The sequence below is a fragment of the Arthrobacter sp. UYCu723 genome, assembly GCF_054059215.1.
In genome coordinates this window covers 211,376-234,775 of the sequence record NZ_JBSSBW010000004.1, presented here as the reverse complement: position 1 = coordinate 234,775, position 23,400 = coordinate 211,376, and the positions used below count along the sequence as shown (strand labels likewise).

21 protein-coding genes and 2 pseudogenes are annotated in these 23,400 nt (G+C 62.9%); 12 read left to right on the top strand and 11 right to left on the bottom strand.

The features are described 5' to 3' along the window. The first annotated feature begins 169 nt into the window (after positions 1-169). The 3 genes from ACVWZ8_RS24935 to ACVWZ8_RS24925 all read left to right on the top strand — a co-directional run bounded on the left by ACVWZ8_RS24935 (position 170) and on the right by ACVWZ8_RS24925 (position 5,685). Positions 170-5,071, top strand: a complete 4,902-nt coding sequence (locus tag ACVWZ8_RS24935) for a helicase (RefSeq protein ID WP_456506460.1) — start codon at positions 170-172, stop codon at positions 5,069-5,071. Positions 5,072-5,217: 146 nt separating this feature from the next. Then, positions 5,218-5,382, top strand: coding sequence for a ParB family protein (locus tag ACVWZ8_RS24930; protein WP_456506459.1), 165 nt, complete (start codon positions 5,218-5,220; stop codon positions 5,380-5,382). A 78-nt stretch (positions 5,383-5,460) separates the two neighbouring features. Further along, positions 5,461-5,685, top strand: coding sequence for a helix-turn-helix domain-containing protein (locus ACVWZ8_RS24925; RefSeq protein ID WP_456506458.1), 225 nt, complete (start codon positions 5,461-5,463; stop codon positions 5,683-5,685). Positions 5,686-6,024: 339 nt separating this feature from the next. On the opposite strand, the gene ACVWZ8_RS24920 is transcribed toward ACVWZ8_RS24925, so the two are convergent. From ACVWZ8_RS24920 to ACVWZ8_RS24905, 4 genes are all read right to left on the bottom strand, one after another. Further along, positions 6,025-6,330: a hypothetical protein gene (locus ACVWZ8_RS24920; protein ID WP_456506457.1), complete on the bottom strand. Its 306-nt coding sequence runs from the start codon at positions 6,328-6,330 to the stop codon at positions 6,025-6,027. Between the two features lie 107 nt (positions 6,331-6,437). Next, positions 6,438-7,397 (bottom strand): IS3 family transposase, encoded by a 960-nt coding sequence (locus ACVWZ8_RS24915; RefSeq protein WP_456506509.1) that lies wholly within the window; start codon positions 7,395-7,397, stop codon positions 6,438-6,440. Continuing rightward, a complete protein-coding gene (locus tag ACVWZ8_RS24910; RefSeq protein ID WP_456506456.1) occupies positions 7,352-7,645 on the bottom strand; it encodes a transposase in 294 nt (97 codons plus the stop codon). The genes ACVWZ8_RS24915 and ACVWZ8_RS24910 overlap by 46 nt, the downstream gene beginning before the upstream one ends. 27 nt (positions 7,646-7,672) lie before the next feature. Continuing rightward, a complete protein-coding gene (locus ACVWZ8_RS24905) occupies positions 7,673-8,359 on the bottom strand; it encodes a hypothetical protein (protein WP_456506455.1) in 687 nt (228 codons plus the stop codon). Positions 8,360-8,680: 321 nt separating this feature from the next. Between ACVWZ8_RS24905 and ACVWZ8_RS24900 the strand changes: the two genes are divergently transcribed. From ACVWZ8_RS24900 to ACVWZ8_RS24880, 5 genes and pseudogenes are all read left to right on the top strand, one after another. Then, positions 8,681-8,986 (top strand): MobC family plasmid mobilization relaxosome protein, encoded by a 306-nt coding sequence (locus ACVWZ8_RS24900; protein WP_456506454.1) that lies wholly within the window; start codon positions 8,681-8,683, stop codon positions 8,984-8,986. Between the two features lie 2 nt (positions 8,987-8,988). Further along, positions 8,989-10,621, top strand: a pseudogene (locus ACVWZ8_RS24895) (relaxase/mobilization nuclease domain-containing protein). Positions 10,622-10,654: 33 nt separating this feature from the next. Beyond that, on the top strand, positions 10,655-11,887 hold the full coding sequence (locus tag ACVWZ8_RS24890) for a hypothetical protein (RefSeq protein WP_456506453.1): 1,233 nt from the start codon (positions 10,655-10,657) through the stop codon (positions 11,885-11,887). Positions 11,888-11,946: 59 nt separating this feature from the next. After that, positions 11,947-13,005 carry a PDDEXK nuclease domain-containing protein gene (locus ACVWZ8_RS24885; protein WP_456506452.1) on the top strand — a complete coding sequence of 353 codons (1,059 nt, stop codon included), beginning with the start codon at positions 11,947-11,949 and terminating at the stop codon, positions 13,003-13,005. Positions 13,006-13,646: 641 nt separating this feature from the next. Next, positions 13,647-14,255, top strand: coding sequence for a hypothetical protein (locus ACVWZ8_RS24880; RefSeq protein ID WP_456506451.1), 609 nt, complete (start codon positions 13,647-13,649; stop codon positions 14,253-14,255). Between the two features lie 116 nt (positions 14,256-14,371). On the opposite strand, the gene ACVWZ8_RS24875 is transcribed toward ACVWZ8_RS24880, so the two are convergent. The 3 genes and pseudogenes from ACVWZ8_RS24875 to ACVWZ8_RS24865 all read right to left on the bottom strand — a co-directional run. After that, positions 14,372-14,761 (bottom strand): DUF6527 family protein, encoded by a 390-nt coding sequence (locus ACVWZ8_RS24875; RefSeq protein ID WP_456506450.1) that lies wholly within the window; start codon positions 14,759-14,761, stop codon positions 14,372-14,374. Then, positions 14,758-15,198, bottom strand: a complete 441-nt coding sequence (locus ACVWZ8_RS24870) for a hypothetical protein (protein WP_456506449.1) — start codon at positions 15,196-15,198, stop codon at positions 14,758-14,760. Before ACVWZ8_RS24870 ends, ACVWZ8_RS24875 begins: the two co-directional genes overlap by 4 nt. A 102-nt stretch (positions 15,199-15,300) precedes the next feature. Further along, positions 15,301-16,119, bottom strand: a pseudogene (locus ACVWZ8_RS24865) (FAD-dependent oxidoreductase); the annotation flags it as partial. A gap of 509 nt (positions 16,120-16,628) precedes the next feature. On the opposite strand from ACVWZ8_RS24865, the gene ACVWZ8_RS24860 reads away from it, so the two are divergent. Beyond that, on the top strand, positions 16,629-16,769 hold the full coding sequence (locus tag ACVWZ8_RS24860; RefSeq protein WP_456506448.1) for a hypothetical protein: 141 nt from the start codon (positions 16,629-16,631) through the stop codon (positions 16,767-16,769). A 57-nt stretch (positions 16,770-16,826) separates the two neighbouring features. Here the strand turns inward: ACVWZ8_RS24860 and ACVWZ8_RS24855 are convergent, their stop codons facing one another. From ACVWZ8_RS24855 to xylB, 4 genes are all read right to left on the bottom strand, one after another. Beyond that, a complete protein-coding gene (locus tag ACVWZ8_RS24855; protein ID WP_456506447.1) occupies positions 16,827-17,243 on the bottom strand; it encodes a hypothetical protein in 417 nt (138 codons plus the stop codon). Between the two features lie 297 nt (positions 17,244-17,540). Continuing rightward, positions 17,541-18,281, bottom strand: a complete 741-nt coding sequence (locus ACVWZ8_RS24850; RefSeq protein ID WP_456506446.1) for an SDR family NAD(P)-dependent oxidoreductase — start codon at positions 18,279-18,281, stop codon at positions 17,541-17,543. Positions 18,282-18,316: 35 nt separating this feature from the next. Beyond that, the gene (locus ACVWZ8_RS24845; protein ID WP_456506445.1) at positions 18,317-19,267 is read right to left on the bottom strand and encodes a phosphotriesterase family protein; all 951 of its coding nucleotides are present in this window, start codon (positions 19,265-19,267) and stop codon (positions 18,317-18,319) included. Between the two features lie 6 nt (positions 19,268-19,273). Further along, positions 19,274-20,770 (bottom strand): xylulokinase, encoded by a 1,497-nt coding sequence (gene xylB / locus ACVWZ8_RS24840; RefSeq protein ID WP_456506444.1) that lies wholly within the window; start codon positions 20,768-20,770, stop codon positions 19,274-19,276. A gap of 379 nt (positions 20,771-21,149) precedes the next feature. Here xylB and ACVWZ8_RS24835 point away from each other — a divergent pair, with 379 nt between their 5' ends. Genes ACVWZ8_RS24835 through ACVWZ8_RS24825 form a run of 3 tightly spaced genes read left to right on the top strand, consistent with a single transcriptional unit; the run spans position 21,150 to position 23,397 of the window. Continuing rightward, complete coding sequence (locus tag ACVWZ8_RS24835; protein WP_456506443.1) at positions 21,150-21,770, top strand: glucose-6-phosphate isomerase family protein; 621 nt, start codon at positions 21,150-21,152, stop codon at positions 21,768-21,770. A gap of 2 nt (positions 21,771-21,772) precedes the next feature. Further along, positions 21,773-22,411 carry a bifunctional 4-hydroxy-2-oxoglutarate aldolase/2-dehydro-3-deoxy-phosphogluconate aldolase gene (eda, locus tag ACVWZ8_RS24830; protein WP_456506442.1) on the top strand — a complete coding sequence of 213 codons (639 nt, stop codon included), beginning with the start codon at positions 21,773-21,775 and terminating at the stop codon, positions 22,409-22,411. A gap of 20 nt (positions 22,412-22,431) precedes the next feature. After that, a complete protein-coding gene (locus ACVWZ8_RS24825) occupies positions 22,432-23,397 on the top strand; it encodes a shikimate dehydrogenase family protein (RefSeq protein ID WP_456506441.1) in 966 nt (321 codons plus the stop codon). Positions 23,398-23,400 lie beyond the last annotated feature (3 nt).

Sequence of the window (23,400 nt, the reverse complement as noted above, 5' to 3'; positions counted from 1 at the left end):
CGGACGGTTCCGCCCAGCATCCCAGACGGACCTTGCGCCATCGGGACAGAAGTCCCGCTTCGCAGCAAACGTTGAAGCAATCCGCATCGTCCGGGAGCTGGAGGACCAGCAGAGGCCGGCCACCGAGGTAGAGCAGCGTTCCCTGGCGCGGTGGTCCAGCTGGGGAGCGGTGCCCCAGCTGTTCGACAAGACCGAATGGGCGGCCGAGCGCGCCCAGCTGCAGGAAGTCCTGAGCGAGCGCGAGTACGCCGCCGCGTCGCGGACCACGACGAACGCCTATTACACCGACGCCGCCCTGGTAAAGGAAATCTGGTCCGCCGTCGACCGGCTCGGCTTCACCGGGGGAGAGGTGCTGGAACCCGGATCCGGCGCCGGAACATTCATCGGCTTCGCCCCGGAAGGCGCCCGGATGACCGGCGTGGAGCTTGATCCGCTGACCGCCTCAATTTCCCGGGGACTATATCCCGACGCGACTATCCGCAGTGAGTCCTTCGCGGACACCCCGATCAAGACCAATTCCTTTGACCTCGCCGTCGGCAACGTCCCGTTCAGCAAGAACACGCTCTACGACAAGACCCACAACGCCGACTCCCGGCACTCCATGCACAACCACTTCATCCTCAAGAGCCTGGCCGCCGTGAAACCCGGCGGATACGTCGCCGTGCTGACCTCCAGCTTCACCATGGACGCAACCAACCCCACCTCGAGGCGGGAGATGAGTGCTATGGCGGACCTGGTGGGAGCCGTGCGCCTGCCCACCGGCGTCCACCGGCGCGCCGCCGGCACCGAAGCACTCACTGACCTGCTGCTGCTGCGCAAGCGCGAGCCGGGCCGGGAGCCTGCCAACACGGACTGGGAAAAGGTCGGCCCCGTCATCATCGACGGCCGCAACGTGAAGATCAACAACTACTTTGACCTGAACCCGCAAAACGTCCTCGGGCAGATCACCGTCGGGAACGGCATGTACGGCGAGGAAACCGTCAGCGTGAAAGCCGAGGACCTCGCCGCCGTCCCGCAGCTGCTCGCCCAGCGGCTCGACGCCGTTGTGCAGGAAGCGCTGGACCGCGGCCTGAACCACGCCCCTGCCGAGCCGGCCCCGGGAAAAACCCCGGCGGCACTCCTGCCGTCCCCCGGGCAGGAATGGGACGGCACCATCACCGCCCAACAAGACGGAACCTTCACCGTTGCCCGTGCAGGGGAACAGGTTCCGTTCCCCGTACCCAAAGCGCATGCAGCGGAGCTAAGCGACCTGCTGGGGATGCGCGACGGCGCACGCGCCCTGTTGGAGATGGAAGCTTCCGACAGCGAAGACACCCCTGCGATGTCGGCTCACCGAACCGCCCTGGCTGACCAGTACACGGCATATGCCGCCAAATATGGGCCACTGAACCGCTTCACGGAGTCTGTCCGCACGGACAAAGAAACGGGCGAAGACATCATCACCCGCCGTGCAGCACCCGCCGTGCGGATCCTGCGCCAGACGGACCCTTTCGGCACTCTGCCGCCGGCCCTGGAGAGGTTCAACGAGGAGACGCAGACCGCGACACCCGCGGCTCTGCTTCAGCACCGGCAGGTGGTGGCCCGCAAACCGCTCATGGGCGCGGACACCGTTGACGAAGCCCTTGCCATCGCACTGGACACCTACGGCGTCCCCGAGCTGGAACAGATCGCGGACCTGTTGGGCGTCACGGAAGAGGAAGCCCGCGATCAGCTCGGCACGCTCGTGTTCGATGACCCGGAAACCGGCAAGCTCGTTACCGCACCGGAATACCTGTCCGGGAACGTCCGGACCAAGCTCGACGCCGCACGGGCTGCGGCGGCCGAGGATGAACGCTTGAGCGTGAACGTCACCGCCCTGGAGGAAGTCCAGCCGCCCCGGGTCGGCATGGAGGACGTCGAGGCGCGCATCGGTGCGGTCTGGATTTCCCCCGAGGAACACCAACGGTTCGTCCAGGACATCCTGGCCGATCCCAACGCCAGCGTGACCAGCGTCGGCAGCGGCATCTGGCGGGTCAAAGCCAACCGGGGGACAGTCCGTTCCACAAACGAGTGGGGGACGGGCCGCCGGCCCGCCCCGGACCTGCTGCAAAGCATCCTGGAACAAAAGAGCATTCAGGTCGAGGACAAGAACGAGGACGGAAAACCCGTCGCCAATCTCGAAGAAACCGAAGCGGCCCAGGAAAAGGCCGAGGCCCTGCAGGAACGCTTCGCCGAGTGGGTCTGGGAAGACCCCGAACGCGCCAGCCGGCTCATTGACGAATACAACCGCCGCTTCAACTCACTGGCCCTGCGCGACTACACCAAGGAAGGCGGCCGTCTGACCCTGCCGGGGCTGGCGAAAACCTTCACCCCGCACCCGCACCAGCGCACCGCCGTCGCTCGCATCATCTCCGAACCGGCCGTGGGCCTCTTCCACGAAGTCGGGGCCGGCAAGACCGCCGAAATGGTGATGGGCGCAATGGAACTCAAACGGCTGGGCATGGCCTCCAAGCCCATGGTTGTCGTCCCGAACCACATGCTGGAGCAGTTCACCCGCGAGTGGCTGGAACTGTACCCGCAGGCCCGCCTGCTCTCGGCAGGGTCCGATGACATCAAGACCAAGAGCGGGGACCTGGCCGCGCGCCGGCAGTTCGTCGCCCGCGCCGCGGCGAACGACTGGGACGGCATCATCATGACCCAGCAGGCCTTCAAGAGCATCGGCGTGAAAGCCGAAACCATTGAGGCCTACCAGGAGTCGATCATCGCGGACGTTCGGCAGACCATCGTCAACGCCCAGGCCGAAGGTGAAGACCGGACCACGGTGAAGAAGCTTGAAACGAAGCTTCAGGCCGAAGAAGAGCGCATGAAGAAGCTCATGGACACCGCACCGGACCTTGGACTGACTTTCGAGGACACCGGGGTGGACTACCTGTTCGTGGACGAAGCGCACGACTATAAGAACCTGCGCACGGTCACCAATATCAAGGGCGCAGAAATTGCGGGGTCAATCCGGGCCACCGACATGCATCTGAAGCTCGAATACCTGCGCAGCACCCATGGGGAACGCGTCGTCACGATGGCGACCGGCACACCGATCGCCAACTCCATCACCGAAGCCCACGTCATGCAGCGCTACCTGCGCCCGGACCTGCTCCAGGCCGCAGGCGTGGAGAACTTCGACGTCTGGGGGGCCACGTTCGGGGAGACCGTTACCGCCATCGAGATGGACGCCGGAGGCCGGCTGAAGAACAAGCCGCGCTTCGCCAAATTCAAGAACGTCCCCGAGATGCTGCGGTCCTTCCACGTCTTCGCGGACGTGAAGCTCTCCGAAGACCTGAATCTGAAAACCCCGGATCTTGCCCGCCGCCCCGGCGACGGGGAACGGCAGCCGGAACTGGTGCTGATCCCACAGCCGCCCGAACTGGCCGAGTACATGAAAGGCCTCGCCGAACGGCTGGACTCCCTCTCCGGCTGGGCAGAGAAAGGCGCGGACAACGCTCTCAGTGTCTACAACGACGGCCGCAAAGCCGCACTGGACCTGCGCATGGTCGGCATCGAACCCGAATCCGGGACGAAACTGGACCAGGTCGTCGCCAAGACCCTGAAGGTCTGGGAAGAGAACCGGGAGAACGAATACGAAACCAGCTTCCGCTCCGGCATCCCCTCGGCGAACAAGGGTGCGCTGCAGATCATCTTCTGTGACCTCAGCACCCCCTCCAAGAACACCGGACCCGACGGCAAACCGGTCTGGACCGCCTACCAGCAGATCAAGGACCAGCTCGTCGCCGGAGGCATCCAAGCAGAACAGATCCGGTTCATCCAGGACGCGCCCAAACCCGAGCAGAAAGCCCAACTCTTCGCCCAATGCCGCACCGGGGAAGTAGCCGTACTGATCGGCTCCACCGCCATGATGGGAACCGGCACCAACGTCCAGCTCCGCGCCAAAGCGATCCACCACGTCACCTGCCCCTGGCGGCCCGCTGACCTGACCCAGCGCGACGGACGCATCATCCGCCAAGGCAACGCCAACGCCGAGGTCCACAACTTCCAGTACGCCACCGTCGGCAGCTACGACAGTGCCGCCTGGGACGGGATCCAGCGCAAGGCCACCATGATCCAGCAGGTTCTCCGCGGCCGCCTCGATATCCGCGAGATCGAAGACGTCGGAGACCTGGCCCTGAACGCCGCGCAGATCAAGGCAGCGACCAGCGGCAACCCGCTGGTGATGGACAAGATCGAGGCCGACGCCGCCCGGACCAAACTCGAACGACTCAAACGCGCCCACGAGAAAGGACAGAGCACCCTCTCCTGGACCAGGGCCGCGGCCGAAACCAGCATCACCAACGCCGAAAGCAAGCTGCCCGCGCTGCAGGCGGCACTCCCGCGCATCACCCCGACCGCAGGGGAGGCCTTCACCGCCAGCATCGACGGCAAGAGCTACACCAAACGCCCGGAGGCCGTGGCCGCCATCTCTGAATGGGTCCGTACCCACACACCCGAGTACGGAAACTACTACCGCCAAAAACAAGACCACGGCACGATGGCCACCCTCGGCGGCCACGAGCTGCAAGTCCGCAACGCAGCCGGCGACTCCCGCCTCGGTTCCTACCAGGACCTGGCCCTCACCATCAAGGACGTGCCGGCACCGCCCCTGGTCTTCACCCGGATGGAGCTGCTGGAAGGAAGCGCCGGCATCATCACACGGCTGGAAAACAAAGTGTCAGGGCTCCCCGAATACGAGGCCCAACTACGTCAGAGCATCGCCGAAAAACGGGCAGTGCTTTCCGACGTCGAAAGCCAGGCCGGCAAACCGTTCAAATACGAAGACAAACTCATCAGCGCCCGTGCGAAGTGTGCGGAACTGGACGAAAAGCTAAAGGCATCCATCGAACCTCCCAAACCAGCCCCAGCGGAAGAGGCTTCAACATCGGATGCGGAGGTTGATCCGGCGCTGGCGCGGTTCCGCAAACTGCACGCGGCTAGCTTCCCTGCAGTACCCAGGAACACCCGCCCGACACAGACGCACCCGACGCCGCAAGGGCACAGCGGACCCGCCCCCGGACATTCACGCGACAGCAGCTTCGAGAGATAGTCCAAACCTTCGATGACGTCCGTGGCACCGCGTTTGCGCTCCTGGGGAGACCTGCGTGCCATCTAAAAAGATCGCCAGCGTTCACTTCCTACTTTGCGGAGGACGAGGCTGGCCAGGTCCGCGCGGCGTTCCTGGCCGCAGGTCACGTGGAAGGCGATGCGAGCGTGTCGGACTTCATCGTCCGTGCGACCATGCGTGAAGTGAAACGTCTGCATGCGCAAACACAACTAGGGCAGAATATGGGCACCGGCCGCGCCGGGTTCACTCCGGCGCGGGCAACGCACCAGGAACGAACTCCAACACCGGAATGAGAGCGATTGAGAATGCCGCAATGGACAGAGGACATGAAGAAGTTGCCCCCGGCCGCGACGGGACCAGTGTTCCCGAGGATGCTGACGCTGGAGCAGGTCCAGGAGATCCTGAACGTGAAGAGTTCGCTCGTGTACTCGCTCGTCCGCAGTGGCGAGCTGCCTGCCGGGCAATTTGGTGGCCGCGGCATTTGGCGGGTGCGGGAAAGTGATCTGATGGCGTACATCGACGCGGCGTTCGCAAGAACAGCTGAACGCATTGCTTCGGGTCAGATCCCGGAAGACGACGCCGCCGCCGAAGACTGAACCACCTGCTGAAATCCCGAAGGCCGGCACCTCGAAAAGGTGCCGGCCTTCGCTGCGTCCGCGACCTGTCGCTCGCTGTCGTCACGGCTGAAAATACCCGGCCACCGCTCAGTGCGGTGGCCGGGTGCGTGGAGGCTTGGACCATGGGAGAGGTTGCCGCTGGTGACCAACAGCGTGTTCAGGCTGTGCATGATCGCCGGCCACTGCTGGTTAGTTTCGGTCGCATGGTGACCTGGCGATTGTGTTCAGCCGGTCAGGTGGATCCCGTCGTCCACATGTGTGCGGGAAAAGCCCGTAGGAGTTTAGCTTTTGCCGTGCCCATGTGGGCGAGGGGCAACGCTACTCCGCCCCGGAAGCCCCGGCGGCAGAGGACGGGGAACCGTCCGCGACAGTACGGGTGGTTGCCGGTTTTCGTCGGCGTGCCGCGGCGCCGGACTCGAGCCCTAGTTTCTTGAGTTCGTCGGGGCTCCATCCGTCCTTGGTGGCGCGGACGTAGGCCCGTTTGTCATCGCGTTCGGCGGCGGCGAGCTGTTCGCGTAGGTCGGTGATTTTCTGGCGGGTCCTGACCAGGTTCGTGACGGACTCGATGCGTGAGTCGAGGAGGGCGCGCGCCTGTGCTTTTGTCTGTTCAATATTGATGGCCATGGGTCTCTTGGGTGTCCTTCTTTGGTTAGCGTTCGAGTTCGACTCGGGTGCCCGGGGAGATCGCTGCGCACGTCAAGTTTTTGAGACAGTTTCGTAGTTGATTTCGGTTACGCGGCCACGGGTTCGCGGTCGCGGGATTGGTGGTTGGCTAAGGCCGTTGCCGGGGGTATGCCGCCGGCCCTGCGGTTGGGTCGGCGGCGGTTGTACCAGGCTTCGATGTAGTCCATGACGGCGGTCCTGGCGGCAAGCCTGCTGGCGAAGGTCTGGTGGTGGTAGAACTCCGTCTTCAGGTGAGAGAAGAAATTTTCCGCGACGGCATTGTCCCAGCAGACGCCGACCTTACCCATGGACTGGGTGATGCTGTTGCCGGCGCACCATTGCTGGAATTCGCCGGAGGTGTACTGCGATCCGCGGTCGGAATTGAAAATGGCCCCGTCGCAGGCAAGACGGCCGTGGTCGCGGGCCATCACCAGGGCCTCGGTGCACAGCTCGGCGCGCATGTGATCAGCCATGGACCAGCCGATGACCATGCCGGTGCACAGGTCGATCACGGTGGCCAAGTACAGCCATCCCTCACCGGTGCGCAGGTACGTGATGTCCCCGCACAGCCGGGTCCCGGGGACCGTGGAGGTGAAGTCGCGTTTGCCGTCCTCATCGAGCATGTGGTTCTTGATATGGGCGGTCTTCGCCTGTGGGTCCTGCTCCGTGGTCTTCTTCCAGGCCCGGGTCCGCACGGCCTTCAGGCCGTGCTCGCGCATGATGGTCCCGACCGTGGGTGCGGAGACGTCCACACTGTTGTTATTGAGCATCAGGGTCAGCTGGTCCCGGCCGGCCCGGCCTTGTTCCTTGTTGAACAGGCCGGTGACCTCCCCGACGAGCTTGTCGTGCCGCACCTGGCGCGGGGACGGGCCCTTGGGGTTACGCCACCGGTAGAACGAAGCCCGGGACACTTTCAGGACACGGCACAGTCGGGCAATCGGATGGTTCGCCTTCTCCGCTTCGATGAACTCGTAGAAATTTTCTACCGTTGCTTCGCTGCAAAGAAGGCGCTGACTTTTCCCAGAAATTCGACGTCCTGCTTCAGCTTCGCGTTCTCGGCCACCAGTTTCTGGTGTTCTTCCCAGGGCACCGGCGCCTTCTCCTCGGCGCCGAACCGCTCCGGATGATCGGCACGGTACAGCCGCACCCAATTCCCCAGCGTGCCCTCGTTAACGCCGATATCAGTACAGACCTGGGCGATCGGCCGGCCGGAGGAGATGACCAGCTCGACGGCATCGTCCTTGTACTTCTGCGTGTACTTCTTACGTTCGGTCATGCGAGAAAGTGCTCCTAACAAGCTGTCTCACAAAACCATACGGCCGCACGCGTAGGACGTCGCTGTTGCGACGGCGGAGAGCGGGGGATGGATGAGGGCGGCGGAGGGGTGCTGGGGAAAGGAAAGTCGGGCGGCTTTCAGTGATGGCGGAAGGTCCGGTTCGGGGGAGGGATCGAATCGGCGTTCGTGGTCAGTGAGGACCTCGTTCAGTGTCGGTCGGTAGTAGGCCTGGACGACCTCTGCCTGTGAGGGGAGTTCACGGGCGATCAGCTGGGCCAGGGTTTCGGCGTGGTGCCTTTCGTGGGCGGGCAGGACGCTGCCGATGGCTAGTTCGAGTTCGACGAGGTCTCCTGTGTGCGCGGCGGACAGCTGTCTCTCCGTCTCTGCGTTGGGAGAGTGGACGCTTTCTGTGGCGTGGCCGGCGGCAGCCGGGAGGTCGGCTTCGATGCTGATGGTGTACCCGTCGTCGTGGATCCGGGCGGAGGTCCCGGTCACTTCCCGAAGGTGATCGGTGGCGAGGGACTCCACGATGCCGGCCACCCGGTCGAGGTCACCGTGGAGGAGCTTTGCTGCCTCGCCCGCGACATACTGCCCCGCGTTGGGTTCTCGGTCGACGTGGAAGTCCACGGTGACCCGTCCCGGCCGGTTGTAGGCCGGCGCGAAGTAGTGGGCGGCTTCGAAACTCACCGCATGGTCGTTGTCATCTTCCAGCATGGTTACCCCCAGGTTTGGCCCGTGTAGACATGGCCACCCTACCTCCCGGGCAGTTCCCGGTCCGGGACTTCCGGTCGGCGGGTCGAAAAACCCGTTGACGCGTAGCAAGCTATACATTTACACGGGTGTAAATGGGCGTGTCGCTCACAGCCTCCGGCTGCTTCACTTGGCACACTGGCTTGTGTGGTCCCCGGTTTTGGGGTCGCTGCGCTGGGCCGTTTGAGGGGAGGGGGAGTGGTGACGGAGTCGAATGAGTCGCGTTCCCCGATCAGCAGGCGGCGCCGTGCGAACTCTCCAGCGGGGACGAAGAAGCGCAGGGATGTGTGGGTCACGGCCGAGGAAGAAGCGGCCCTGGTGGTCCGGGCTGCCAGGGAGAAGGTCACCGTACCGAACCTGCTTCTTACCGCTGCTTTGTCCGAGGGATCGGAGACGCCGACGCAGCGGAAGGCGGCGATGGCTGAACTGATGGCGATTCACACGTTGTTGGCGCGGGTGTCGAACAACGTGAACCAGATCGCCCGGCACGCAAACGCAGGGGATGAGTTCCCCCGGGATGCGAAGGCCGCGTTGGCGTATGTGCGCGAAGTCGCGATGCGGATCGACCGTACGATCGAGGGGCTGATGTAGGGATGATTCCGAACATCACCCGCGGGTCCCGGATGTCGGGGCTGCTGCTGTACCTGGCCTCCACCGACACGGATAAGACGAAGAACGCGCACACCGACCCGCACCTGGTTGCCGGCGACGCGGCGATCATGGCGTGGTATGACGACGGGGTCCTGGACCGCGACGACGCGATGGCTATTGCCAGGCATTTGGACCAGCCCCGCAAGGGCTTCGGTGTTGAGGTTCTGCAGAAGGATTTCCGCTGGGACCCCGTGAAGAAGGAACGGGTGCCGAACGGTCACAAACAGGCTGATGTGTGGCATTGCTCGCTGAGCCTCCGCGCCGAGGAAGGGGCTTTGACGGACCAGCAGTGGGGCGATATCGCGAACGACTTCGTCGACGCGATGGGTTTCACCGAGGCCAGCGGTAAGGCCCAGTGCCGGTGGGTGGCGATCAACCACGGCACGAGTGAGAACGGCAACCACCACATCCACATCGCCGTGTCCCTGGTCCGGGAAGACGGCACGAAAGCCTCCACCCATGGCGACTATAAGCTCGCCCAGAACACCTGCCGGGAATTGGAAACCAAATACGGCCTGGAAGAACTCTCATCTGTGCATGCCACCCGTGGATACGACCGAGCCGAGAAGGCCACCGCGGTCAGGGATGACCGCGAAATGCACCGGGCGTCCCTCGCACGGAAAGTCCGCGCCAGCGCCAGCGCCTCGGCAACCGAAGCGGAGTTTGTTCGCCGCGCCCGGGACACCGGCCTGTTCGTCCGTCCCCGGTATGCGAAGAACACCACGGACGTCATTGTCGGGTACTCCGTTGCCGAACGACCGGGACGGGGGGAGCGTCCTATCTGGTTCGGCGGCGGGGACCCTCGCCTCGGACCTGAAACTCGGTGCCCTCCGGGAAGAATGGCTCGACACCCCGCACCTGGCAACGGAAGCTGCAGCGGAATGGAACGCAGCGGCACGCAACAAACGCAAGGTCTCCACGACCGGACCCGAGAACGCAACGCCACCATCGGATGCCTGGGTGGAATACACCCGCAACGCGACCGCACTGGCGGACCAGCTGCGCAGCATCCCGCGGGATGATCACGCGACCTGGGCGAAGGCTGCACGGGACGTATCCGGGGCGTTCGCGGCATGGTCCTACCGGCTCGAACCGACACCCGGGCCGTTGGCGGCCACCGCCGCCGAACTGTCCCGCACCGCCCAGCTCCGCGCACCCCGGCAACACGGCAAGCCCGTGCCCCTTCCGTCGATTGCCGGTACTGCCATGTTGTTCATGGCCGCGTCGAGCAAGAACAAGACTGCTGCCCAGACGGCGCTCATGGTGCAGCTGATCAACACCGCCTTCGCCGTGTATGAAATGCACGCCCAGTCCGGGCGGACCCGTGAGGCCCAGCGCATCCGGTCCGTCGTCGAGGAGCAGCTGGCCCCGTTCACCGGGACCATGCCGAAAGCCGTCCTGGTCGGTGCCGGGCACCAGCCGGCTGCGGAGGCAGGAGTGCCGCCCAGGTCTATCGATATTGCCCGACGCGGCATGGCGCCCATCCGCCCGGGATCAGCCGTGCCCACCACGCCGACGCCGACGAAGACCTACCAGCCTGCCCGACGCGACTCCGGGCCGGGCCTTGACCGATAAGAACCAAGCACTACGAACTGCAAGGGGAACAGTATGAGTGAATCAGATGGAATGGATGACGTCGTGGACGGCGGCCTGCGGCAGTCGCTGATGATCGCCTCACGCATTGCCGAGACCCTGGCCCGCCGACGGCAGGAATCCCAGCGGGCCCAGGAACACCAGGACGCCAAGGCAGCACACGAAGCCAAGGCCCGCCTCGCCGCTGAACGCAGCGCAGCGCACGCGGCGCTGGCCCCGGTGGAGAAGGACCAATGGTGGGACAAGGCCCAGCCGACCGACATCGCCACCGCCTACGCCACAGCCGAAGGATGGAAGGCCCACGACCCCGCCGCCCTGGCAGCCTCAGAGACGATCCGTAGGCAAGTCCGCACCCGGTACGGCATCGACACCCACGACGTCGGCGCGGACACCGCCTACCTCGAGTCAGGGATTGCGACCATCACCACCGCGAAGGCCAGGCAGGAGGAACTGGCCCGCAGCCAGGAAGAGACACGCAAAGCCGCCGCCGAACACGAGAAAGCCATGCAGCTGCTCGCAGCGGCCCGCGCAGAAGAACTTCGCGCACAAGCCGCGAAGCTCGCCCCGGAGATAGAACGCCACCAGGTACCCGCCGGGTACCTGGCCAACCCCGAACTGGCCCAGGCACTGCAGACCGCCCACACAGCAAAGACCCCCAAGGCGCTCGAAGCAGCGGACGTCACCGTGAAGGAACGCATGTTCCTCATCGGCAAGGACGGGATCAACGGACCCGACATTGACCAGCTGCGGAAGGAAACCACCGCCACCATCAACGGCGCAGGGGACTCCCACTTCCAGGATCCCGCGTTCGTGAAAGCCGCCACGGAATTGCACGAAGCCAAGCTCCTGGCCGAGGGCGGGTTCATGGGCTCACAGTTCATATCCCTGGAGCAGCGGTACGAACGGGCCGAGAAGGAACTCTTCGCCCGGATGGAAGGACTCGGCCGCGAGATCGAGAACCGCGTTACCGGCAGCGACAGCAGCCGGCTCAAAGACCAGGGCTGGAAAGCAGAGAACACGTCGGCCGCCGACTACGGCTCGGCCGAACATCACGAGAAGTTCGCGGAATCCCTGGCCACCACCGGCGCGAATGAAACCCAGATACGAGGACGCCTGGCCGCAGCGCGCAGCGAGGGGACACACCCCAGCGCAGCAGTGACGACGGGCAAGGGAGCTGCCAAGGCCAGAAAGTCACGCACAGGGATATCGGCCGGCGCAGAACGCACCAAGAGCGGCCCCAGCCGCTAAGCACCTGCCTGGCGGGGAGCCGGCATACCGGATGTGCTCTGGTGGATAGGATCAAATCCATGACTGACACCCCGGACCTCGCTCTTCCCTCCGGCTACACCGACCTTCTTGGCGAGCTCAAGAACCGGGTGCGGGCCGCCCGCACCCAGGCAATCCGGACCGTTAACACCCAGCTCATCGCACTCTACTGGTCCATCGGCAAGACCATTTTGGAACGCCAGGCAACTGAAGGGTGGGGGAGTGGGGTCATCGGAAGGCTGGCCGAAGACCTGGGAGCTGAGTTCCCGGACATGAAGGGCCTGTCGCGGTCGAACCTGCAGTACATGCGCAGCTTCGCTGAGGCCTGGCCGGCATTCGACCCAAATGTCCCACAGCCTGTGGGACATTTGCCGTGGGGCCATGTTCGCACCATTCTCGACAAACGGCTCGAGCCGCCGGCAAGGGATTGGTACGCTGCCGCTGCGGTGCAGCACGGCTGGTCCCGCAACGTGCTCATGAACATGATCATGAACAAAACCCTGGAGCGTACAGGGGCCGCGCCCTCGAACTTTGTGCAACACCTCGTTGCACCAGACTCAGAGCTCGTCCAGCAGGTAGCCAAAGACCCCTACAACTTCGAATTCCTCGGACTCTCAGGCGAAGTGGCCGAACGTGACCTCGAAAACGCTCTGACGAGCAGAATCACGGAAACGCTCCGTGAACTGGGCCCAGGTTTCGCATTCGTCGGCCGTCAAGTGCACTTCGACGTCGACGGGGACGACTTCTACGTCGACTTGCTGTTCTTCCACATCGAACAATCCCGCTACGTCGTCATCGAACTCAAAACCGGTAAATTCCAACCCGAGCACGCCGGCAAACTCAACTTCTACGTCGCCCTCGTCGACGACGTGCTGCGCCGCGACCACCACAACGAAACCATCGGCATCCTCATCTGCGGAACCAAGAACGACCGCAGCGTCCGGTACAGCCTAGGACGCTCCACGTCGCCCATGGCCGTCGCTGCCTACACCTACGACAAGCTCCCTTCAGCAGAGCAGCAGGTGCTCCCTGACGAAGGACATATTGTCGCTGCCCTGGAATGGGCGGAACCCGGCCCTGAGGTCGAGGACACCAACTAGTACTACAGTCGCGGTTGGCGGTACCTCATGTTTTCGGGTGTCACCGGGCCTCGTCTTTTCCCCGGAAAACCATGGAAATTCCGCGGCTCCAACGGCGGCATGGGGTCGAAAAAGAGACGACATTTACCAACCGCGACTGTAGTACTAGGGCTCAACCGCGAGAGCCGACAACCAGTCCTATGTCGCGTTGGTCTTATGGAAGAACCTTCCGACCGCCCCGATGGGGTTCAGCGGCCGTGGAATCATGAAAGGCGACGTACGCGCACAGCCTGGTTCATCCCGTCGACGAGCATCTTCCCATTTGAAATGCTGACACTTGGTCTATAGGCGTAGCTGTATGAGTATACGTACTCATCTTGTCGCCACACTGAGCCATCTGTGAGTTGAACGATGGTGTCGCCTGACCATCCTTCCCATGAACCATCAACCTGTAGCACCAGATCCCCCATTTCCATTTTGACTATTAGCGGTCAGTCTAAGGGGCCAGCGGATTGTCGCGGGCCAACGTCGTCACGTATGGCGGAAAGGTTGCCCATTTTTATGCTTAGGCTTTGCGCATGAGGGTTTCAAAAACCGATGCCATTGCTGGGCTACCGGCGGATTTGGCCCGGGCGATTGTCCGCAAATTCAGAGGCCAGCAAATGGTCCCTGATGCCGTGGCAGACCTGCTCGAAGGCACTGGACATGGACTCGCGGCGGTCTTTGATGCGCTGGAAGCTGCCGGATACATGGAGAAGGCCAGGGTCGACAATGACGGTGACGTCTGGTGGGACACGACCATCCAGGGCAATGCCCTGGCAATGGCAAATTTCGGAAAGCCGATCAGCAGAAGGACTGCAGACCGGCTCGTGTCCGAGCTGCTGGAACGTGCGCGGGGCTACAACGCCGACCCGGGCAAACCGATGTTCATAAATACGCTCAAGGTATTCGGGAGCTACCTCAGCCCGGACATCGACCCAATCGGAGACATCGACGTTGAGCTCACCTATGGCAGAAGGATCACAGACCGCAAGGCGCTGGCGGACTACACCAGAGCCAGTGGACGATCGTTCGGAACGTACGTTGACCAAGTGATGTGGCCGCAGACTGAACTCTTCCTGCACCTGAAGAAACGGTCAGCCTTCATCAACATCACCCTTGAGGACATCACCAGGATTACCGACAGATTCGAAACGATCTACAGCGTCGACGAGGACCATCAGGCGCAGGCAGTCCCTCCGCCGGCTGAGCGGCTCCTTGTCGGGCGGTAACAGGGTGTCTTTGGAGCTGTCCCCAGCGACTACTGGGACTGCCTTGGCACAAATGCCGGTCGGTGGGGTTGGCCCATGGTCTTCAGAGATCGATCTTGCCAGCGCGGCTGGTTGATTTAGGGGAAGAGGCGCCGCCATAGACGTTTGATCCAACGTGGACGAGTAGCAGCACGGTGTTCTTCAACGGATCGGTGGTCGGCCTCGCGTGCCTGCACAGTCTCGTTGGGCGTGAGCTTACGGCGCCAGTCGACTTCCCCGCGGGTGATGAAGTAGTGGGAGTTGCAGGGCAGGGCGATCGCTCCCACGGAGGGTAGGAGGGAGATCTGCCCGTCGTAGATGATCCGCCACTTGGCGGGGGAGAGTTTGGTGACGACCTCATTCCTGCACCCGCAGGCGCATGAATGCCCGGCGGTGGAGTACTTGGTGGAAATGTAAAGGGTTCCCGGTTCCATGGGCGTGGGGAACGAATCGACGAATGCAGCACTGTAGTGCTGGGAGCCGGTCACACGGTGCCTCCATTCCGTATTTCGTTGAGAAAGAGTTTGTACACGATCTCCGATGCGGGTGCGTGGGAGGCGTAGTAGCCCAGGTAGCGTTTCCAGGCGATCACGGCCATGAGCGCGTTCAGGGCATTCAGGTCCGCTACCTGGATGTTGCTGCTGTAGTCATCCTCACCTGGTGGTGTGGCGGGCTGGGTTGGGGGGACCAGCCCATTTCCGGGAAGGTATGCCGTGGTCTTCAGCAGGCCGGTCAGACCGGTTTCTGCTTGGCTGAGTCCAAGCCCGACATCGATGAAGGGGATTCCCCGTTCGCGCAGCCAGGCCATGATCTGGGGGCGTTCCTGTGCGTCGGCTGCGGCGAGGAATACGAAGGTCGCGTCTTCGATGAGGTGCAGATTATCGGCGCGCAGGCTCTCCGGGTGGGCTGTGATCCCGGTGTGCATATGGGAGTATTCGGCGGCGAAATGCTGGGCCTAGTTCGGCCGAGTCTGTAGGGTTTCAAGCGCGGCAGCCCCCGGGGCGCGGAACGCGTTGTGGTTTTCGAACTCGTCGCCGTCGACCAGGATGATGCGATCAACCCAGGTCTTCGCGATCTGGTCGAGGATGTAGCTGCCGGTGCCGAAACCGACCTGACCGAAGGCTTCACGGTGCGCGAACCCGGCCTTCTGGAACGACTCGCTGGCCGCAATAAAGCCGTAGAACGTCTGCTCGTCCATCAACGGCAGCAGTTCGTTCCAGAGCTCCTTGATCCTGGCGGTGTCCCTGGCACGGATGGCCTGCTGCATTTCGACGAACTTGGCGCCGTCATTTACCGCTGTCTTCCAGGCGTCCGCAACTTCGCGGAAGAACGGCGGCAAGTCGCTCGGTTTCTCTGCGTAGTGTTTCTGGCCGGCCAGCTCAATCACGGTGCTGGACGTAGCCGGGGACAGCGGGTTTGGAAATTCCCCGGTTTCCAGGCCAAGCAGGTCCACGTAGTGGTAGAAGGCTTTGCCGGATTCCGGGAAGCGCATGCCGCCGAGGTCCACCACGACGCCGGGCGCTGCAGGGAACGAGGCAGTGCGCAAGCGTCCACCGATCTGGTCCGCTTCGTAGACCACTGGCCGCAGGCCCAGCTTCATCAGCTCGTACGCCGTGACCAGGCCCGAAAGGCCTGCTCCGATGACAGCAACCTCCGTCCCCAGCAGTTCCGGCGGAACGGACCCAAGTCCCTGCGGGTGTGCCAGGTAGTGGTCATAGCTGAAGGGGAAGTCCGGATTCAGCATGGTGATGGGCCCATCACTGGCAGTGTCAGCGGAAAGGGCGGCACCCCGCGCGGCCGAGGTGCTCGAGGAGCGTGAGGCCTGTAGTTCGGTGACTATGGTCATGGAAGTTCTGCCCTCATCGGTTCAGGGGTTTGCTCGGTTGAAAGTTACGGTCCGGACAGCACACGGTATTCCTCATGCTTTAAAGAATCCGGCGTCTACTTTTGAAACCGGAGTCTCCCGAGTTGCGAGCATCGGGAGACTCCGGTGGATTAGGGGTCTGCCTCTTTGATTCCAGGTCTGAAGATCGTCAAGTTCATCCGTGGGCAGTAGCTGGACACCTTCGCTATGGCCAAAAACCTGCCGGGTCCTCACATCGTCGTCGCGCAGGACCCAGACTGCATGGGAACTGCGTGTTTTCGTTTCCACGGTGGCAGCGAATGTCTCCCCGTCGGTCGCCTTGACGGGGCTTGAGGACCAATGCTCGGGAAAGTCACGCTAAGCCGGTGGGGCCAGGTAACAGGGGTTCTGGTCGGGGGTGAGCTTGGGGCGTCTTCCACCCCTATTTCATCAAGTACGACGGCGACCGAATGGAATGGCTTTGGGGAACAGTAGAGAATCCAATGAGGGCGATGAGCCGGCGGGACCCGACAGCAAGGATCGACGTGGAAGTGTGGCAGCTGCCGGCCCGGCTCCGCCGGAACCCTTCCACCGAGCTGACCACCTTCGAGGCCATCCACGACGCAGCCGGCTGGCACGTCCGCGCCAGCTGAAGCCACGTGACTCCAGAGCTGGCCCCGGAGATGCGTAGGGGACGGGCCGGCCTGTAGTCAGATCCTGGTCTTCAGCGCCCGGCTGTAGGTGTCCAGGTCGTTTCGGGTTGCGGCCGATACCGCGAGGTAGCGAGGCGTCATGCGCTGCGCAAAATATCCCGCGTAGGGCAGCACAATAACGGTGTCGAGGCCGCTCTCCCACGCCGGGACCAGGTCGGGCAGGTTCTGACATTCCGCGTCAGATGGAATCCGCGGGCTCAGCACTGTGTCCCAGTTGTTGAAGGCATCGCTATCCAGTCCGTCCCAGCCGTATTCCGTTGTCCAGAACGGGGGGATAAGCCGGATGAAGGTCCTGTCCCGGGCCGTATAACCTGTTGCATGATCTCCTGTGTAGAGTGCTTCTCCCGGTCGGGGTCCGCAATCTTGTACCGGTCCCAGGCCCTGGCCCAGGCGATTCGCCAGCGGTCGTCCCATTCGGCGACACTGGCTGATTCCGGCACCCTTGACGTCCCCGGGTCGGGAAGCGGGGCGAGCCGGAGTCCTGGAATGCCGTCGCGAGGACCGTTGTCGGTCCTGCCGACTTGACCAAGCTGACCCGGCGTGGCCGCGTAGGCCTGATCTGGCCCGCTTGTCTGTCACAAGGCGGCCCGGGCAGCACTTTGCACGGGAACAGCTTGCTCGGGCCGGCCTCAGGCGGGTGAACCGCCGCCGCATGCGGAGTCGGGGGATGGGGTAAGGCGACCCTGCGGCATGTCTGGCAGAATGGTTCGCCTATCGGAGGCTGAATCCGCCATCCATGAGGAGTTCGCTCCCGAGGAAGTAGGCCGCCTCGTCGCTGAGAAGGAAGGCAACAGCCGCCGAAACTTCGTCGGGAGTGGCGAAGCGTCCGTTGACTGTGTCTTTCTTCCACGTTTCGTGCATGTGCTGCTTCAGCAGGTTGAGTGGCGTGTCGACATAGCCCGGAGAAAGTGCGTTCACGCGCACTCCATGCGGGCCCCATTCCACTGCCAGTGACTTGGTGAGCGCGGTTACAGCGGCTTTGGACGAGTTGTATGCCGATTGCTTCTGGGGGAAGTTGACGACATGGTTTCCGCTCATGGAAGCGATGTTCACAATCGCTCCGCCGTTGCGGGCCAGCAGTTCCCTGCCGAAGGCCTGGCATGTCAGGAAGACCCCCCGGATGTTGACCGCGAACACCTTGTCAAACTGTTCGATTGGCATGTCCACGGCCGCGACGTCGTCCTCTACGATGCCGGCGCTGTTGACCAGGTCGACCGCGCCGTCACCGAGCGCGTAGATCTCTTCCACGGCCGCGCGGATGCTCTGCGGCGAGGTGACATCGACGGTGATTCCCTGTACCCCGTCGGGTAGGTTTTCCAGTCCCTTGAAGTCGAGGCCATAGACCTCGGCGCCGTCGGCCTGAAGGCGTTGGACGATGGACAAGCCGATGCCTCCTGCGGCGCCGGTTACGGCGATCCTGCGCCCGCTGAGTGGCCTTTCAGAGCTGTTCATTGTTAGTGATCCTTTCGGTGTGATTGTGGGTGTTTTTAGAACGTCAGCAGTTTGGATGGATTGCTGGTCAGCGCTTGGTGCAGGAAGTCCCCTCCGAGCGCCTTTTCCAGGCGAGGGAGGAACCTCAACGGCAGGTACTCCAGGCCTGGGAGACCACCATAGGCAAGGTAGCGGCTTGCCCTGGCGACATCTCCGCCGAGAACGATCCTGTCGGCGTGGCCTGCCTCTGCCACGCTGGCGATGGTCTTGATGATCTCGCTGTCGGGCGCTTCCCGGTGGCGGGCAGGTCCGTCGTAGCCCAGATATGCCCCGCGGGCGGCCAGATCGGCGTGCAGGTCAGGGTCAAGGTTCCGGTCGATGTGGGCAAGCACCACGCGGCCGGGAGCGACGCCCATGCCTTCGAGTCTGTCCAGAACTTCGTGGGCGGCGCTGCCGTAGTCCAGGTGGATCATGACAGCGACGTTGGTCGCCAAGTGGGTTTCCGCCACCGCTGCCAGGACCCGGGTTTCAAACGGCCCGATTGTCCAGTAACGGATACCGGCCTTGACGATGCCGGCCCGGACGGGGCGGCCGTCGGGGGTACTCTCGGTTTCATTGTGGCGGCTTTTGAACCCGTCCTGCACATCACTGATAAAGCGTTCTGCCAGTTGGTCGATGGTGCGTTCCCGCAGTTCATGGCCGTCGGGATAGTGGCCTTGGTGGTGTGCGCCGGTTGTGTGTACAACCTTCAGGCCGGTTGACTGGCTGATGCGCGCGACCGCCGCGGGTCGCTGCCCCAGGCCTGTGGGTGTGGCTTCGATCATTGCTCCGATGCCCGCGGCGAAAAGGAGGCTGGCCTCATCCCTGCTCTTCTCTTCCGAGTCAAGCTCGTCTCCGGGCAGGAGCGGGGACACCTGGAAGAGGTGTTCGTGATAATCGACTTTTCCGAGCTCGCCCGGCTCGATATCACCAAGGACGGTGCGTATCTTTCCTGTATTGACGCTCATGGATTCTCAGCTCCTCGGCAGGGTTTCGAACCACGGTTCGAGGCGTTGGTAAGCGTCCATGAACGTTGCGTACTCCTGCTGGTACTTGTGGGATCGCTGGGCTTGCACCTGGTTCCCGGGAGTCCGGACCGACATGCCCTGTGCGATGGAGAAGTCAGAAAACATGCCCACGCCCACGCCGCCGACGACGGCAGCTCCCATGGCATTGGCTTCTTCCACGATGTTGCGGCGGTTGACCGGGATTCCCCAGACGTCGGCGAAGATCTGCAGGAGGGCCGAGGAGTTGGCGGCGCCGCCGATTGCGTCGATGGACTCCACCGGGCGTCCGTTCTCTGTGAATGCTTTCAGGCCTGTGAAGAGATTGAAGGCGATGCCCTCGAGGACGGCTTTGGTCATGTGTCCCCGGTGGTGGTGCATGGCCAGACCGACGAAGGCGGCACGGGCACGGGGGTTCCAGTAGGGGCTGCGTTCGCCCAGAAGATGGGGGAGGAAGTACAGGCCCTCGCCGGCCGCTTCGACGCTTTCGGCTTTCGCGAGCAGGTCGGTATAGCGGTCTTCGTCGCCCGGGGACAGGACGTTGGCGATCCACTGCAGTGAGGCGCCGCCGGCCTGCATTGTGGCAGTGGGAACGAAGTATCCGGGAATGACGTGGTTGAAGGTCATCGACCTCATGCGGGGGTCGTGCAAGGGCGCGGGGGAGCTCACCGACACCCAAGAGGAGGAGCCGAGATAGGTGTAGGCACCTGAGTTCTCATCGATGATTCCTGCGCCCAACGCCGCTGTGGGACCGTCACCGCCGCCCATCACGACCGGGGTTCCTTGGGCCAGACCGGTGGCAGCCGCAGCGTCCTTGGTGACGTTACCGATCACGGTCGTGGAGTCGACGATTTCAGGGAACAGTGTCCGGTCCAGCCCGGAGGCGCTGATCAGTTCATCCGACCACTTTCCGGTGGATTGATCGTACGCGTTGGTGCTCGACGCGTCGGAGGGGTCCGTTGCCAGGACGCCGCTAAGACGGAAGGCCAGGTAGTCCTTGGCGAGGACGATCTTGCGGACGCGTGCGAATGTCTCCGGTTCCGTGTCCCGGATATACATCATCTTGCTTAGGGAGTACGTCGGATTGAGCCGGTGCCCGGTGATCCGGTAGCCCTCTTCCATTCCGACCGCATCGATGAGCTGCTGGCACTGGCTGGTGGAGCGCGTGTCTGCCCAGATCATAGCCGGGCGGACCGTGCGGCCGGCCGCGTCAAGGAAGACTGCCCCCATCATCTGGCCCGAGAAGGAAACTGCGGCGATGTCGGTGTTTTTGACGGAGGACTTCTCCAGGAGTTCCCTGGTCGCCTTCGTCAGCGCCTGCCACCAGTCTTCCGGGTTTTGCTCCGCCTTGCCCCCAAGGCCAAAGTCCGCCGGGTACGCGACGGTCACGGACGCCAGGAGTTGGCCATCACTGTCGACCAATGAAGCCTTATTGCCGGTTGTACCCAAGTCGTGGGCGATGATCATGTGCTCTCCTCCTGGGGAAGTGTCCTGTCGTGCTCAGGACAGGGTTACAACGGTTTGATGGGTTCTGCATCGTGGAGGCCCTCCAGAGCGCTGCCGAACGATTCAGCCGGGACTCGTGGTGAAGCCGGGGTGCCCTCTCGATAGACAACCGCCCTCACCGCCCTCTCCTTTCACACGGCACGTCCATAGTGCTCGACGAATTCAGCGCCACGAGGAGGGCAGAGAGCCCACCCGTAGCCGACGCTAGTAATACTACACATAAGTGACGCAGATTACCTCAGCAGTGGGAAGATTGAGCTGATTTTTTGAAATTTTGTAGTTTTACTCCCGAATATGTGTAGTATGACTACCAAAGTTTCGGCACTAACGGAGGTGCGTCATGACACCAGCAACAACCCACGCCCTGGACCAGCCCCAGATCATCGAAGTCCAGTCAAATGGAGACATGGACGGGGCATCGAGGGTCTATAGAAAGCATCTGGGAGACATGTCGGGGATCTACCTCGATGAGGATGCGTACCAGCTCCGGGTCACCGAGAAAGGGCCCGACGAGCTCATCTACTATGTTCATGAGCAGAATTATCAGGACGGGCCCGGGTCGCTGATTGTTGGAACGAGCACCCTTCTTCCCGGAAAGGTCGGCGAAGAATACGCGGTCACCCGTGGACACATCCACGCCCAGGAGAACCGCGCCGAGCTCTACCACTGTCTCAGCGGGCACGGGCTCATGCTGCTGGAAACCCGCAGCGGGGAGTTCTTCGTCGCGGAACTGACGCCGGGAAAGGCCATCAACGTTCCGGGGCGCTGGATCCACCGCAGCGTCAACGTCGGCACTGAACCCTTCGTCACTCTCTTCTGCTACGCCTCGGACGCAGGCCAGAACTACGACATCATTGCTGAAGCCAACGGCATGAAGACCATGATTGTCCACGACGGTCAGGGCGGCTGGAAAGCGGTTCCAAACCCGCGCCACCGTGGCTACGGGGCGGGAGCCCAGTGATCATGAGTATTTTTGCGCGAATTGGCCAGATACGCATCGTCCCGGTCATTGAGATTGATCGTGCCGACCAAGCCGTTCGGCTGGCCGAAGCTCTGACCGAAGGCGGACTACCGATTATGGAGATCACCCTGAGGACAGAGGCAGGACTGGACGCCATCAGCGCCATCGCCGAGGCCCTTCCCGACTTCCTGGTGGGCGCGGGTTCGTTGTTGACGCCGGACCAGGTTAAGGAGGCGGCCCTTCGGGGTGCGAAATTCGGGGTCTCACCTGGCCACTCCCGCCTTCTGATTGACTCGGCCAACGAAGCCGGGCTGCCTTTCGTCCCGGGCGCCGTCACGGCATCGGAATTCATCTCCGCCCTGGAATCGGGCCAAAAACATTTGAAGTTCTTCCCGGCGGAAGCATTCGGCGGAGTGAAGACCATCAGAGCGCTCGTCGCTCCCTTCGCGACTGCAGGGATCAAGATCATGCCCACCGGTGGAGTGAACCCCGGCAATATCAAGGACTACCTCAGCATCCCTGAAGTACTCGCGGTGGGGGGATCCTGGATTGCCACCCGGCAGCAAATCGAGGACGGCGAGTTCGACTACATCGCCCAGACGGCCCGGGAAGCCGCTGCCCTGGTCTCCGCGAACCATTAGACAACGACAAGGACTGTGCAATGCCCAAGACTCTGACGCAGGACACTTTGCAGCCTGCCACCAAGCCGACGTTCTACTTCATCGGCGTCACCACCGGACGCTCATCCATCCGGAAGGTTTTCCCGGTGTGGGCGGAAGAACTCGGACTCGGCGATGTCGAAATGGTTGGAATCGACCTGCAGATCCACGCCCCGAAGGAGCACTACCGGCAGGTAGTGGAGTTCCTGAAGTCCGATCCTCTGAGCCTGGGCGCCTTGGTGACCACGCACAAGATCGACCTGTACAACGCCGCCCGCGACCTTTTTGATGAAATCGATCCGCTGGCTTCGCTGATGGACGAAGTCAGCTGCCTGTCCAAAAAGGACGGCAAGTTGGTGGCCCACGCCAAGGACCCTTACTCGGCAGGTCTTGCCTTGGATGCCTTCATCCCGGAAGGCTATTGGAACAAAACCAATGCTGATCTCTTTATCCTCGGCGCCGGTGGTTCGGCGATAGCCATCGACTGGTACCTGAACCGTCCGGGGCGTGGAAACGATCGGCCCCGCCGCGTGATCGTCACCAACCGCAGCCCCCAGAGGCTGGGAACCATGGCTGCCATCCACGGGGCCGGGAAAACCGATATTTCCTTGGAAACCATCATTGCCCCGACGCCGGAAGATAACGACGCGGCTGTCGCAGGGATCAGCGACCGCTCGGTGGTCATCAACGCCACCGGCCTGGGTAAGGATGCTCCGGGGTCACCTTTCAGTGACAACGTTGTCTTCCCCAAGGGCGCAATTGTCTGGGACCTGAACTACCGGGGCGACCTTGTGTTCCTCGACCAGGCGCGAGCCCAACAGGACACGCGGAACCTGCAGATCGAAGACGGCTGGGTCTATTTCCTCCATGGCTGGACACAGGTCATCGCCGAAGTGTTCCACGTAGCAATTCCCGCCAAGGGGCCCGAGTTCGACCGCCTCAGCGAAATCGCCGCTTCCACCCGATAGGAA